The organism is Arthrobacter sp. 05L417, assembly GCF_056397865.1.
Map to the genome: position 1 here is coordinate 143,365 of NZ_JBFTOG010000001.1, position 13,552 is coordinate 156,916.

Genomic DNA, 13,552 nt, shown 5'->3' on the forward strand with positions numbered 1-13,552 from the left:
TCGCTTTCAGGCTTAAACATGAAAGCAGGGCGCCGGCTCTTCTGCCGGGCCCTGCCCAGTGAATCTATTCGGTAACGCCTACGAGGCATTCCTTGAGGTTCGCCGCCTCTGCTGCGTTGAGCTCGACCACCAGCCGTCCTCCGCCTTCGAGCGGCACACGCATGATCAGGCTGCGGCCCTCTTTGGTTACTTCCATAGGGCCGTCGCCAGTACGTGGTTTCATAGCCGCCATTAGGAAAATCCCCTCCAGTTGTCCCAAATCCCGCCAACCCGGCCGGGTTGGCTCCGCGTGGAATATACGGCGTCGACAGTCATGGCAGTTCAGTCGTCGTCGCCGGGCACCCGAGAGTGCCTTTGTCCTTGCTTGTGTCCATTATCTCGTAATTACCCGCCCGTAGCTAATTGATGGACTTTTCCCGGCGGGCCGTGATCGCGCTTGAACAGGCGAAACGACGCGGTGCCTCACGGAGGATAGTCGCCGCCGCCCGGCAACTGCGCCCACGCCCACAGCCAGACGATCCATACGATCTGGAGGAGGAAGAACATGACCACCACAGTGCCCCGGTAGGCCTTCGAACGGGACAACCAGGCCGTGCTGAGCGCCAAGGGGAACAATGGCAAGAGCATCCGGAATGTACTCGTCTGGGGGTGCAGGAAGACGAGAAGATACCCCATGTAGCACGTGCACCACAGTCTCAGTTCGGTGCCCAGGGCCCGGACAGGTTTGCTCAACATCAGCAGGGCAAAGAGGGCCACGAAGACGAACGGCGCAAGGATGCCGAGTACCGGCCCGAAGAGCATTTGACCAGTCTCGAACCACGGCTTGAACGGAACGAGGTCGTCCCCGCGCCAGACAGTTTCGGTCTTGGTGTAGGCGAGCGGATCCCCCGTGACTGCCCAGGCAATGGCCGGCCAAGCGAAAGCCCCAGCCACGCTGACCACTACGAGCGCGGCCAGCGATCCAAGTTCCCGGAGCGTCGGAATGGACCGGGCTGCGGGCACGCCGGCTGGCGCGTCGCCTGGCACTGATGGGCGGCGCCCGAACCTCTTCCACAAGTGGTGGAGCAGGAGCAGGCCCGCCATGGCCGCGAAGGGCACGCCGGTGGGCCGCGACAGGCACATGAGCAAGACCACCGGTATCGCCCCGAGGTACTTGCGACGCACGATCAGCAGGAGGGAAGCCGCCAGGAGCAGGGTATTGAGGGATTCCGCGTAGGGGACCTGCAGGATGGCCGAGACGGGGAACATCGAGAAGAAGGTCAGTGCCCACAGTGCCGTGGTTCGCCCGGCGTATTCGCGGAACAGTTTGTAGACCACCAGGGCCGCTCCGAGCCCGGCCACCATGGCGACGACCGTCAGCGCGGGCAGCGTCGCCAGTCCGGTGAGGGCGCCGAGGGCCCTGGCAAGGTAGGGAAACAGCGGATAGAACGCCCAGGAATTTTCCGCGACGCCGCCGTTCGCATTGACCGGCAAAACAGACGGATAACCGTTGTTTGCGGCTTCGGCGTACCAGCGCCCATCCCAGATGGTGATGAAGTTCCAGTAGTCGGGTGCGGGCGGGAACCACGGATTGACGCCTTGCTGCAACGCTGCGGCCATGAAGATACAAGCGCTGACAAGTCTCGAGGCGATGTAGACGAGGGCCACTTGGAGCCACCACGGCCAGCTCGCGGCATGGGCCCCGAGGCGGCGCAGTCTTCGGGCCAGGTACCCCTTTGGGGACCGCGCTTCGACTGACTGGGTCACTCTTTTGGTTCTTCCTGGTTCCCGGCTGCTTCAAGGGCCAGTTTCAGCCGTTCGATTTCCCTCTCCTGGGAGGTCAGCTGATCCCTCAGCTCATCGAGCACCTCGTCCACTTGGTCCATCCGGTAGCCCCGCAGGCCAAGGGCAAACCGCACCCGGTCGACGTCGGACGCCTTTGCTCCGGCCGGTAGCAGAACCGGAGGCAGGTTCGGGACAGGTTCATCCAACCCGGCGCCGGAGTCGCGGCTCGATTTGGCCATTCCGGCGCCGAGGAACAACACGGCACCGATGATGACAATCGCGAGAAAGACCAGAAAAAAGCTCACAACAACCATCGTGCCAGACTCAGCTGGGAGCTCAGCGCCGGCAACGCTACTCCGGGCGCTGGTCTCCGTTGGTCGAAGGTGGCCGCGGGATTCCGTGCAGGACCCGGTGCACGGCGTCCGCGGGATCGTCCACAAGCTGGATCAGGTCCAGGTCCTTTGCGGAGACCATGCCTTCGGCCACCAGGGTCCCCTTGATCCATTCGATCATCGGGCTCCAGAAGTCGACCCCCAGGAGAACGATGGGGAACGATGTCACCTTGCGGGTCTGCACCAGAACCATGGCTTCAAACAGTTCGTCCAGGGTCCCCAGGCCGCCCGGCAGGACGATGAACCCTTGGGCGTACTTGACGAACATGGTCTTGCGGGCGAAGAAGTACCTGAAGTTGATGCCAAGGTCCACCCACCGGTTGAGGCCTTGTTCAAAGGGCAGTTCGATTCCCAGCCCGACGGAAACGCCGTTGCCCTCAACAGCGCCCCGGTTGGCCGCTTCCATGGATCCCGGGCCACCGCCGGTAATGACGGCGACCCCGGCTTCCGCGAGGTGGCGGCCGACCTGCACGCCCATGTCGTAATAGCCGGTGCCCGGCTTGGTGCGGGCGGAACCAAAGACACTGACAGCGGGACCGAGCTCAGCAAGCGCGCCGAAGCCTTCAACGAATTCACTCTGGATCCGCAGGACCCGCCACGGGTCGGTGTGGATGAAGTGGTCGGCTCCCCTCGTGTCCAGGAGTCGCTGGTCCGACATCGGCATGGCAGCCTGTTTGCGCCGAAGCTCCAAGGGTCCTTTGTGCTTGGCTGGCGGCTCCGGGGCAACGGCCGGAGCTGACGCTGCGGATCCGTTGCTCATCGCCTTGCCATTGGCGTCTGGACTAGGAACTTGGGGCTGGCTGGTACTCATTGACCTAGGCTAGCGCGGATGGCGGCTGCTGCCGTTCCAGCGTGGCCCTGTAGTTTGCGGTGTTGTTTGTCCCGCGCACCATTCACTGTCAAATACCTGCAAGACAGGTATCTGTTGAATCACGATCTGCGGAAGTTATTGTGAGCTGGCTCATCTTGAATCAATTCTTCGCTAGATTCGTCCCATGACTATTCAAGCCGCCAGCGATGCCCTCGTCTCCCTGAATGGCGTCAACAAGCACTATGGTCAACTGCATGTCCTGAAGGACATCAACCTCCAGGTCAAAAAGGGTGAGGTTGTGGTTGTCATCGGGCCGTCGGGCTCGGGCAAGTCCACGCTGTGCCGGGCCATCAACCGCTTGGAGACCATCGACACGGGTGAGATCTCCATCGACGGCAAGAAGCTGCCCGAAGAAGGCAAGGAACTTGCCCTCCTCCGGGCCGACGTCGGGATGGTCTTCCAATCCTTCAACCTGTTCGCCCACAAGACGATTCTCGAAAACGTCACCCTGGGGCCGATCAAGGTCAAGAAACTGGACAAAGCAACCGCGGACAAGGACGCCATGGCGTTGTTGGAGCGGGTTGGCGTCGGGCAGCAGGCACCTAAGATGCCTGCGCAGCTGTCCGGCGGACAACAACAGCGCGTGGCAATTGCCCGGGCGCTGGCCATGAAGCCGAAGGTCATGCTGTTCGACGAGCCGACCTCGGCACTTGATCCGGAAATGATCAACGAGGTCCTGGATGTCATGGTCCAGTTGGCCAAGGAAGGCATGACCATGATCGTGGTCACCCACGAGATGGGCTTTGCGCGCAAAGCCGCCGACCGCGTTGTCTTCATGGCCGACGGCCAGATCGTGGAAGACGCCAAGCCAGAGGAATTCTTCACCAATCCCCAGAGCAACCGCGCCAAGGATTTCCTCTCCAAACTCCTGACTCACTAGCACTCACCGCACCCAGGCCGCGGGGGTGGCCGCACAATGAAAGGAATATCATGAAGGCTTTTATCACCCGGAGGAAAACCCTCCTGGTCGCTGCAAGCGCGGCGCTCGCCCTTTCGCTGAGCGCATGCGGTGGCGGCGGGGGTTCCACCACCGCGCCAAGCAGCGAGTCTGCACCGTTCACGGTGGCCCAGAACGTGTCCATCACGGGCAGCCCCACGTTCGACAAGATCAAGTCGAACGGAAAGGTCACGATCGGCGTCAAGCAGGACCAGCCCGGACTGGGATTCAAGGATGCCGCGACCGGCGAGTACAGCGGTTTTGATATTCAGGTTGCCCAGTGGATTGCGGCATCCCTCGGATTCTCCAAGGACAAGATCGAATTCAAGCCAATCCCTTCGGCCAACCGCGAGTCCGCCATTACCAACGGCGACATCGACTACTACGTGGGGACATACTCCATCACCGACAAGCGCAAGCAGCTGGTCGACTTTGCCGGACCCTACTTCGTGACTGGCCAGGGCTTGCTGGTCAAGAAGAGCAACACCTCAATCAATAGTGAGAAGGACCTGTCCGGGAAGAACGTCTGTTCAGCCACCGGCTCAACCCCCATCCAGAACATCAAGGCAAACTTCCCCGGCACCAAGACCACCGAGTTCGACACGTACTCGCAGTGCGTCGAGGCCCTCAAGAGCGGCCAGGTCGATGCCGTGACTACCGACCAGGCAATCCTGATCGGCTACGCCTCCCAGGACGCCGACAACCTCAAGGTGGTCGGCCAACCGTTCACCGTTGAGAAGTACGGCGTCGGCTTGAAGAAGGGCGACACCGCCTTCCGCAAGTTCGTCAACAAGATGTTCACCGATGGCGGCTCGGTGTGGCAGAAGATCTACGACTCCACGCTGGGACAGTCCGGCACCAAGGTCACCCAGCCCGCAGTGGACAACTACTAAACCCATGTTGAGGGGGCGGCCATTGGCCGCCCCCTCAAATATCGGCTGAAAGCGACCATTCTGTGAATACGCTGCTGAATAACTCGGACCTCTTCATTACGGGGTTCCGGAACACCCTCATACTTTTCTTTTTCGCCGGGATCTTCGCCCTGATCCTGGGCACCATCGTGGCAACGCTGCGTGTTTCCCCCATTCCTGCGATGCGCGCTGCAGCCACCTTGTACATCAACGTCGTGCGCAACACTCCGTTGACGTTGGTTCTGTTCTTTTTTGCCTTGGGCTACCCGAAGCTCGGCCTCGTTGAAATTGATTTCATGACCGCCGCAACCGTCGGCCTCAGCCTGTACACCGCGACTTATGTGGCGGAGGCCGTCCGCTCCGGTATCAATACAGTCCCTGTCGGCCAAGCCGAAGCTGCGCGCGCCATCGGCCTGCCGTTCACGCAAACTCTTACGCTGGTGATCCTCCCGCAGGCTTTCCGCGCCGTCATCCCGCCCATGTTCAGCGTGTTCATTGCACTGCTCAAGAACACCACCGTGGCGGCGGGCTTCTCAGTCGCAGAAGCAGGAGCCATCCGATCGAATCTTTCTGAGCGCGGTGAGCCCGCCATGGCCGGGCTGCTTTGGGTCGCACTCATCTTCGTTCTGCTCGTTTTCATTCTTTCCTTTGTCCAGCGGAAGCTTGAAAAGAAATGGAAGGTGGCCCGATGAGCTCGGTCCTTTTTGACGCTCCGGGGCCAAAGGCCCGCGCACGCTACCGGATTCTCGGCGTCGTGACCGCCCTGGTCATTATCGCCATCGTCGGATTCATCGTCCTTCGCTTCGCCCAAAGCGGGCAGTTCGACGCGAAGAAGTGGCAGTTGTTCACCTTCCCCCTGGTTCAGCAGACCATCATCCAATCGGTGGGTGCCACGCTTTCGGCTTTTGCCACGGCAGCCGTGCTCAGCCTGGTGCTGGGTGTCTTCCTGGCCTTCGGCAGGCTCTCCGACCGTAAGTGGATCAGCTTGCCCTGCTATGGATTCACGGAACTCTTCCGCGCCATTCCGCTGCTGATCCTCATGATGATCTTCTACTACGGGCTCCCTCCGCTCGGCGTTCAGGGGATCACGCCTTTCACGGCAGTCGTTGCGGGCCTGGTCCTCTACAACGGATCTGTGCTGGCTGAAGTCTTCCGGGCCGGCATCGAATCGCTCCCCCGCGGACAAAGCGAGGCCGGCTATGCCATCGGCTTGCCGAAGAGCGCGGTCATGACAAACATCCTGTTGCCACAGGCGGTCCGCTCGATGCTCCCGGTGATCATTTCCCAGCTCGTGGTCATCCTCAAGGACACCGCATTGGGATTCATCGTGACTTACAACGAGATCCTCTTCCAGGCCAAGTACTTCGGAAGCCAGGCCCAGTACGGTTCGCCGATCATTCCTTCCGCGATCATCGCGGGCGTTCTGTACGTCGGAATGTGCCTGATCCTGGCCGGAATCGCCAAGTGGCTTGAAGGCCGGATGCGCCGCAACGTCAAAGTGGTGAAGGTGACCAAGTCGGAGATTGTGGCAATCGAGGGCTAGGCACAAGAACGCCGTAAACGCAGGTGTGGCCCGTGGGCTTGGTTCCGGAACCAAGCCCACGGGCCACACCCACGATCTCAAGCAAAAAGTGAGGTCACTCCACCTAGTCAGCCAGCCACGACCGCAGTGCGCGGAGGCACTCACGGATGGCATCGGCGTCGACGTGTTCGTTGTCTTTGTGCGCCAGCAGCGGATCGCCCGGCCCGAAGTTGACCGCGGGAACGCCCAGCTCGCTGAAGCGCGCGACGTCGGTCCAACCGTATTTGGGTTTGGGCTCGGCACCGACGGCGGCAACGAAGGACGCGGCAGCCGGGTGGTTGAGGCCCGGCCGCGCTCCAGCGGCGGCGTCGGTGCGGACGACGTCGAAGCCCTCCAACAGTTCGCGGACATGGGCTTCGGCCTGATCCGGGGTCTTGTCCGGCGCGAAGCGGTAGTTGATCTCCACGACGCAACGGTCCGGGATCACGTTTCCGGCGGTCCCGCCGTTGATCTTCACGGCATTGAGGCTTTCCCGGTAGTCCAGCCCATCGACGTTGACGGTGCGCGGTTCGTAGGCTGCCAAGCGGCCCAGGATGGGTGCGGCAGCGTGAATGGCATTGCTGCCCATCCACGCCCGGGCAGAGTGCGCCGCTTCCCCGACGGTGGTGGCTTCGAAGCGGCTGGTGCCGTTGCAACCGCCTTCCACCGTACCGTCGGTGGGTTCGAGCAGGATCGCGAAGTCCCCCTCCAGGAGATGGCCGTGATTCCGCACCAAGCGGCCAAGGCCGCTCTTGACCGCTTCGACTTCCTCATGGTCGTAGAAGACGAAGGTCACGTCCTTACCCGGCTCGGCGCCGCCGTCGAACATGGTTGCGGCGAGCGCAAGCTGCACCGCGACCCCGCCCTTCATGTCGGTCGCTCCGCGTCCATACAGGTTTCCCGTCCCGGGAACGCCGGACTCCCACGTGGAAGGCACGGTGCCGAGCGAACCTTCCACGGTGGGCAACGGCACGGTATCGAGATGGCCGGCCAGAATCACGCGCTCCGGGCGTCCCAGCTCGGTCCGGGCAATGATGGCGTCGCCGTCCCGCAGAAGCTGCAGGCCGGGGATCGTACGAAGTGCGGATTCAACGGCGTCTGCAAGCGCGGCTTCGTTGCCGGACACGCTGTTGATGTCCATCAGCGCGGCAGTCAGCAGCGCAACGTCTTGCCTGATGTCAAGAAGGATCGGGGTAGTTTCAACAGTCACCTCTCCACTGTATCCCGAGCGAATTGCGACCCCTTCGGTCCACACACGGTTTCAAAGGAAGCAGTGGCTCTCGATAGACTTGCGCCATGACTGAAACCGCTGCCTCTGCCGCTCTCGATAGCGCTTCTGCCAACGATCGCTCCGCCTATGGCTTTGGCCTGGCCACCATCGCCACGTCCGACGCCGGCGAAGCGACAGTGCTGGACGTATGGTTTCCGGCGCCGGCACTGGGCGAAGTTGCCGCATCCCTCCGGGCCGTGGAGCACGCCGACGAGTCGCTGACCACACTTGCGGCTGAAAGCCACGACGCGGACCGCCGGACCGAGCAGAAGGTGGTCTTTGCCCAGATCAACCTGGACGAGGCCCCCGCGGACACCGTTGACGCCTACCTGCGCCTGCACTTGCTTTCGCACCGGCTGGTCAAGCCCAACAGCATCAACCTGGACGGCATCTTCGGCAAGCTCCCCAACGTCGTGTGGACGAACTTCGGCCCGGCCGCAGTGGACGGCTTCGAATTGACCCGTGCCCGCTTGCGCAAGCGCGGCGCCGTCACGGTCTACGGAGTGGACAAGTTCCCCCGCATGGTGGACTACGTCGTCCCCACCGGCGTCAGGATCGCCGACGCCGACCGGGTCCGTCTTGGCGCCTACCTCTCCGAAGGCACCACGGTCATGCACGAGGGCTTCGTGAACTTCAACGCCGGCACGCTCGGCACGTCCATGGTGGAAGGCCGGATCTCGGCAGGCGTTGTTGCCGGTGACGGTACCGACGTCGGTGGCGGCGCTTCCATCATGGGAACCCTCTCCGGTGGCGGCAAGGAAAAGATTGCCTTGGGTGAACGCGTGCTCCTGGGCGCCAACTCCGGCGTGGGCATCAGCATCGGCGACGACTCCGTGGTCGAAGCAGGCCTTTATGTCACGGCTGGAACCCGCGTGCGCATCCCTGGCCCGAAGGACGCCAACGGCGAGGACACCAGCAGCATCATCAAGGCTGTTGAGCTCTCCGGCGTGCCGAACCTGCTGTTCCGCCGCAACTCCACCACTGGTGAAGTCGAGGTCCTTCCCCGCAAGGGCCAGACGGTGGAACTCAACGAAGCCCTCCACGCCAACTAGCTGATATCTGGATGCGCCGTCTCCGACGCACCATTATCTTGTTGCTGGCGCTTGCCTTGGTGGCTGGTGCCATCTACGCCGTGGTGACTGTACTGCAGCGCTCCGACACCTTGGTTACGGAGCGCTGCGTCGCCGTCGTCGGCTCGGATTCATACGAGTTGGCGACGGACCAGGCTGCGAATGCCGCCCTCATCACCGCCATTGCGGTGCAGCGGGGGCTGCCTCCGCGCGCGGCCACAATTGCTGTGGCCACCGCGATGCAGGAATCCAAGCTTCGCAACATCGGCCACGGTGACGAGGTGGGCCCCGATTCGAGGGGACTATTCCAGCAGCGCCCGTCCCAGGGGTGGGGCACCGAGGCTGAGGTCATGGATCCCGTCTACGCGACCAACGCCTTCTATGACCATTTGGTCAAAGTGCCCGGCTACGAAACCATGGCGATCACTGATGCGGCGCAAGCGGTCCAGCATTCCGCCTACCCCCAGGCTTACGCGCAGCAGGAACCCATGGGCCGGGCCTACGCGTCGGCGCTGACGGGACATTCCGAGAGGGCCCTCGACTGCACGCTCCGTGCCGCGGACGCTGCCGGTGATCCGAACGCCGTTGTGGCGGCCATGACGACGGCGTTCGGCTCCCTGCCAGCCCTTGCCCAGGGCCGCACGGTCCAGTTGAACATTACCGGTGCGCAGGCGTGGGCTGTGGCCCAGTGGGCAGTAGCGAATGCCAAGGACCTTTCGGTGACGCAGGTTGACGTGGCCGGCGCCACCTGGAACCGCCAGGACCACAAGGGCTGGCAGGATCCAGCGGCAGCATCGGGAGCCGTGACCATCACGGTTTCGGCTCCGAAGACATGATTTCTGGCTGAGGCCACAGGTTGCGGGCGTCAGGCTGCGGGCTTCAGACCAGTAGCTCAACCACTGGCTGGACGTAGCTGCGGAAGATGTCCGGCTCGGACAAGAGCCGGTGACTCATGATCATCTTGTCCGGCTCAAGGTACCAGGCCCTTGGCTCGCTGAGGGGAAGTTCGATGATTGTCAACTGGAAGTCCCGGGAACTCCGTCCGACTTCCAGAAGGCGGTCCTCCACCATGTCCCCCAGAAGCAAGGTGGCGCCGCTCGCTTCGCGTTCGGCTTCCAGTTTTTCGTAATCTTCAAGGCGTTCACGGGCCCACGTGAGGGCGGCCCCGAAGTGTGCCTGCAGTACTCGGCGCAGGGCAGGCGAATTGCCGAAGGCGTTGAATCCCGGAGGTGAAAGTTCCGGCGCCGCATCCGGATACGCCCTCAACAACTGCTCCCACCAGGCCTCCCACTCTGTCTTGAGGGCCGGCACCCCGCCTACCTCGGCGGTGAGGTGCGTGTGGTCCGCGTGTCTGACTTTGGGTGTGGCGTGGGACAACGTCGGCGTTCCGGCTCCGTCCAATCCAGCAACGTCTCTCAGATACAAGGCAATGAGCATCGGTCCGGAGGTGTCCATTGTGATCCGCCACCCCTGACCGCCTGTGTCATGCATCCGATTGCCTCCCTTGGCAGGTGCCCGCTCAGGGTTCCAGTCTATTCCCGATGAGCCTTGACGTTAACGGTTCGATGGGACCGCAACCAGAGTCTCCAGATGCGCGGTCAGAACGTCGCGGCAGACCTCGGCTGTCATCCACTCCGGCTGCAGCAGGGCATGCATGCACAGTCCGTCGAGGGTCGCCAGGAGGCGCTCGGCTTCGGTCACCAGATGCTCCTGGATGGATCCGCCGTCGGGCATCAGCCGCATCACCAAACGGCCGACGACGGCGGCCACGGCACGGTGGCTGCGTGCGGCTTCCGGTTCAAGCACCGGCCGGATCCGGGCCGCGTGCCGGAATGCCATCCACACGCAGGCATCGACTGCCAGTTGCTCGTCGAGCGGAAGGAATTGACCCAGCAGGGTTAACACGGCGGCGTCGTGTTCCGCAGAGGCTTTGTCTAGTGATTCGACGACGGCGTACGCTTCCTCAAGCCGCCCGGCGATCCTGTCGATGACCACGGCAAAGGAATGGACCAGCAGTTCATCGCTGCTGGCAAAATAGTGGCGGACCGAGCCAACGGCAAGCCCGGCCTCGTCGGCGACCTCCCGCAAGGAGGCACGCTCGAGGCCATCCGAGGCAATGATCCTGAAGACGGCTTCGACTACTTCCTGGCGCCGGGCTTCGGCATCAACAATCTTGGGCACAAAACTTTTTAGCACAAACGTGCTTGAACCGTGCCGTCGGCGCACGGGAACCACGCGACTGTGGCGTACGCAACACTGAGCGGGCACGGACCAAGTTCGGCTAGCGTTGGTCACATGAGAATTCTTGTCACGGGTGGCACCGGCTATATCGGATCGCACACCGTCCTGTCCTTGTTGGAAACCGGGCACGAAGTGGTCGTGGTGGACAACCTCGTGAATTCAAGCGAAGAATCCCTGCGCCGCGTCGGTGAACTGGCGGGAAAGACCGCGGCGTTCCATCAGGTGGATCTGGTGGATGAGCCCGCGGTTGAGGCCGTGTTCGACCGGCATCAGATCGACGCCGTCATCCACTTCGCCGGGCTCAAGGCGGTGGGCGAATCCGTGCAGGAACCCCTGAACTACTACTACAACAACATCGTGGGCACGCTGAACCTGCTCCGGGCCATGGACAAGCACGGGGTCCGTTCGATCGTTTTCAGTTCCTCGGCAACGGTGTACGGCGAGCACAACCCGATCCCCTACGTGGAGAAGATGGAGATCGGGGCGAACAACCCCTACGGCCGCACCAAGGAACAGATCGAGGACATTCTCACGGACCTCGGCGCCGCGGACGAGCGCTGGCACATCGCCTTGTTGCGGTACTTCAACCCGGTGGGCGCACATCCGTCCGGCAGGATCGGCGAGGACCCGCAGGGCATCCCGAACAACCTGGTACCGTACATCGCCCAGGTTGCCGTGGGACGCCGCGAAAAGCTCATGGTCTTCGGTGGAGACTACGACACCCCGGACGGCACCTGCCTGCGGGACTACATCCACGTGGTCGACCTCGCCGATGGCCACGTCGCCGCGCTGGACTACGTTGCGGAACGCCCCGGCGTGCACCGCTGGAACCTCGGCTCCGGGAAGGGCACGTCCGTACTGGAGATGCTCCACGCCTTCGAGCAAGCCGTGGGCCACCCGCTGCCGTACGAGATCACGGGACGCCGCGCCGGAGACCTGCCCGCATTCTGGGCCGACGCCTCCTCCGCCCTGGCGGATCTCAGCTGGTCCACGACCAAGACCGTGGACCAGATGTGCGAAGACCACTGGCGCTGGCAGAAGAACAACCCCCTCGGCTACAGCTCTTAAAAGCAACGCGGGGTCACTTACGGCCCATGATGTCCCTCGGGACGGGCTGTAAGTGACCCCGCGTTGGCTGGTTAGATCGCCGGGTAGTCGCGCTCCGGCTCTCCTGTGTAGAGCTGCCGCGGACGGCCGATCTTCGTCTGGGGGTCGTTGATCATTTCGCGCCACTGGGCGATCCAGCCGGGGAGCCGGCCGATCGCGAACAGCACCGTGAACATCTTCTCGGGGAAGCCCATGGCCTTGTAGATCAGGCCGGTGTAGAAGTCGACGTTCGGGTAGAGCTTGCGCTGGATGAAGTAGTCATCAGCCAGGGCCTTCTCTTCGAGGCGCATCGCGATGTCCAGGAGCTCGTCGTTGCCGCCGAGCTTGCCCAGGATCTCGTGTGCCGTCGCCTTGATGATCTTCGCGCGGGGGTCGTAGTTCTTGTAGACGCGGTGTCCGAAGCCCATGAGGCGGACGCCGTCCTCCTTGTTCTTGACCTTCTCCATGTAGTCCTCGGGCTTGATGCCGTCGGCCTGGATCTGGCGCAACATCTTCAGCACGGCTTCGTTGGCGCCACCGTGGGCGGGACCGAAGAGGGCGTTGATGCCGGCGGAAACGGAAGCGAACAGGTTCGCGTTCGAGGAGCCCACGAGTCGGACGGTCGACGTCGAGCAATTCTGCTCGTGGTCGGCGTGCAGGATGAGCAGGAGGTCCAGTGCCTTGACGACGACGGGGTCCAGCTCGTACTGCTCCGCCGGCAGGCCGAAGCTCAGGCGCAGGAAGTTCTCCACGAGGTTCATGGAGTTGTCCGGGTACAGCATGGGCTGGCCGATGGACTTCTTGTGCGCGTAGGCCGCGATGACCGGCAGCTTCGCCATGAGACGGATGGTGGAAACTTCCACGTGCTCAGGGTTGAACGGGTCCAAGGAGTCCTGGTAGAACGTGGACAGCGCGGAGACAGCCGAGGAAAGCACCGGCATCGGGTGCGCGTCACGCGGGAAACCGCCGAAGAAGCCCTTGAGCTCTTCGTGGAGCAGCGTGTGGTGGCGGATCCGCTGGTCAAACGCGTCCAGCTCGGTGGGCGTGGGTAGGTTGCCGTAGATCAGCAGGTAGGAAACTTCCAGGAAGCTTGAGTGCTGGGCAAGCTGCTCGATCGGGTAGCCGCGGTACCGCAGGATACCGGCGTCGCCATCGATGTAGGTGATTGCCGACGTCGTGGCGGCGGTGTTCATGAAGCCGGGGTCATAGGCGACGGCGCCCGTCTGCTTCAGCAGCTTGGAAACGTCGTATCCTTCGTTCCCTTCTACAACCTTGATCCGCGGGAGTTCGAGCTCTCCGCCGGCATGGCGCAGGGTAGCGCTGGTGGTCTCAGTCATGGAGTCCCCTTCATGAGGCTCTTGGCCTCGGTCGAAAGCTTGATCCAACCAACATCTGGTGACTCCAGCCGGGCGCCTGCAGGTGCAGGCGCCATCAACCGGACTGCCTTCG

General features: G+C 62.7%; 15 protein-coding genes. 7 read left to right on the forward strand and 8 right to left on the reverse strand.

Annotated elements, in window-relative coordinates:
- Positions 1 to 64: 64 nt before the first annotated feature.
- The 4 genes from AC1DJW_RS00630 to AC1DJW_RS00645 form a co-directional block, all read right to left on the reverse strand.
- On the reverse strand, positions 65 to 232 hold the full coding sequence (locus AC1DJW_RS00630) for a DUF3117 domain-containing protein (RefSeq protein WP_009357720.1): 168 nt from the start codon (positions 230 to 232) through the stop codon (positions 65 to 67).
- 230 nt (positions 233 to 462) lie between these two features.
- Positions 463 to 1,707 (reverse strand): hypothetical protein, encoded by a 1,245-nt coding sequence (locus AC1DJW_RS00635; protein WP_476900582.1) that lies wholly within the window; start codon positions 1,705 to 1,707, stop codon positions 463 to 465.
- Between the two features lie 35 nt (positions 1,708 to 1,742).
- Positions 1,743 to 2,078: a DivIVA domain-containing protein gene (locus AC1DJW_RS00640; RefSeq protein ID WP_390279317.1), complete on the reverse strand. Its 336-nt coding sequence runs from the start codon at positions 2,076 to 2,078 to the stop codon at positions 1,743 to 1,745.
- Between the two features lie 37 nt (positions 2,079 to 2,115).
- The gene (locus AC1DJW_RS00645; RefSeq protein WP_284751617.1) at positions 2,116 to 2,916 is read right to left on the reverse strand and encodes an LOG family protein; all 801 of its coding nucleotides are present in this window, start codon (positions 2,914 to 2,916) and stop codon (positions 2,116 to 2,118) included.
- Between the two features lie 235 nt (positions 2,917 to 3,151).
- On the opposite strand from AC1DJW_RS00645, the gene AC1DJW_RS00650 reads away from it, so the two are divergent.
- The 4 genes from AC1DJW_RS00650 (at position 3,152) to AC1DJW_RS00665 (ending at position 6,418) form a co-directional block, all read left to right on the forward strand.
- On the forward strand, positions 3,152 to 3,907 hold the full coding sequence (locus AC1DJW_RS00650) for an amino acid ABC transporter ATP-binding protein (RefSeq protein ID WP_284751618.1): 756 nt from the start codon (positions 3,152 to 3,154) through the stop codon (positions 3,905 to 3,907).
- Between the two features lie 50 nt (positions 3,908 to 3,957).
- Positions 3,958 to 4,857, forward strand: coding sequence for a glutamate ABC transporter substrate-binding protein (locus AC1DJW_RS00655; RefSeq protein ID WP_284751619.1), 900 nt, complete (start codon positions 3,958 to 3,960; stop codon positions 4,855 to 4,857).
- A gap of 62 nt (positions 4,858 to 4,919) precedes the next feature.
- On the forward strand, positions 4,920 to 5,567 hold the full coding sequence (locus AC1DJW_RS00660) for an amino acid ABC transporter permease (RefSeq protein ID WP_284751620.1): 648 nt from the start codon (positions 4,920 to 4,922) through the stop codon (positions 5,565 to 5,567).
- Entirely contained in the window at positions 5,564 to 6,418 is an 855-nt protein-coding gene (locus AC1DJW_RS00665; protein ID WP_284751621.1) for an amino acid ABC transporter permease, read from the forward strand. The genes AC1DJW_RS00660 and AC1DJW_RS00665 overlap by 4 nt, the downstream gene beginning before the upstream one ends.
- 103 nt (positions 6,419 to 6,521) lie before the next feature.
- Here AC1DJW_RS00665 and dapE read toward each other — a convergent pair whose 3' ends face one another.
- Entirely contained in the window at positions 6,522 to 7,646 is a 1,125-nt protein-coding gene (gene dapE / locus AC1DJW_RS00670) for a succinyl-diaminopimelate desuccinylase (protein WP_390279320.1), read from the reverse strand.
- Positions 7,647 to 7,732: 86 nt separating this feature from the next.
- Here dapE and dapD point away from each other — a divergent pair, with 86 nt between their 5' ends.
- Both dapD and AC1DJW_RS00680 read left to right on the forward strand, forming a co-directional pair.
- On the forward strand, positions 7,733 to 8,758 hold the full coding sequence (dapD, locus tag AC1DJW_RS00675) for a 2,3,4,5-tetrahydropyridine-2,6-dicarboxylate N-succinyltransferase (RefSeq protein WP_476900496.1): 1,026 nt from the start codon (positions 7,733 to 7,735) through the stop codon (positions 8,756 to 8,758).
- A gap of 11 nt (positions 8,759 to 8,769) precedes the next feature.
- Entirely contained in the window at positions 8,770 to 9,612 is an 843-nt protein-coding gene (locus tag AC1DJW_RS00680) for a transglycosylase SLT domain-containing protein (RefSeq protein ID WP_476900497.1), read from the forward strand.
- Between the two features lie 43 nt (positions 9,613 to 9,655).
- Here AC1DJW_RS00680 and AC1DJW_RS00685 read toward each other — a convergent pair whose 3' ends face one another.
- The gene (locus AC1DJW_RS00685; protein WP_284751625.1) at positions 9,656 to 10,267 is read right to left on the reverse strand and encodes a hypothetical protein; all 612 of its coding nucleotides are present in this window, start codon (positions 10,265 to 10,267) and stop codon (positions 9,656 to 9,658) included.
- A gap of 63 nt (positions 10,268 to 10,330) precedes the next feature.
- Positions 10,331 to 10,957: a TetR/AcrR family transcriptional regulator gene (locus tag AC1DJW_RS00690; RefSeq protein ID WP_390279323.1), complete on the reverse strand. Its 627-nt coding sequence runs from the start codon at positions 10,955 to 10,957 to the stop codon at positions 10,331 to 10,333.
- Between the two features lie 114 nt (positions 10,958 to 11,071).
- Here AC1DJW_RS00690 and galE point away from each other — a divergent pair, with 114 nt between their 5' ends.
- A complete protein-coding gene (gene galE, locus AC1DJW_RS00695; RefSeq protein ID WP_390279325.1) occupies positions 11,072 to 12,085 on the forward strand; it encodes a UDP-glucose 4-epimerase GalE in 1,014 nt (337 codons plus the stop codon).
- Between the two features lie 71 nt (positions 12,086 to 12,156).
- Here galE and AC1DJW_RS00700 read toward each other — a convergent pair whose 3' ends face one another.
- Positions 12,157 to 13,440: a citrate synthase gene (locus AC1DJW_RS00700; protein WP_476900498.1), complete on the reverse strand. Its 1,284-nt coding sequence runs from the start codon at positions 13,438 to 13,440 to the stop codon at positions 12,157 to 12,159.
- Positions 13,441 to 13,552: the final 112 nt, after the last annotated feature.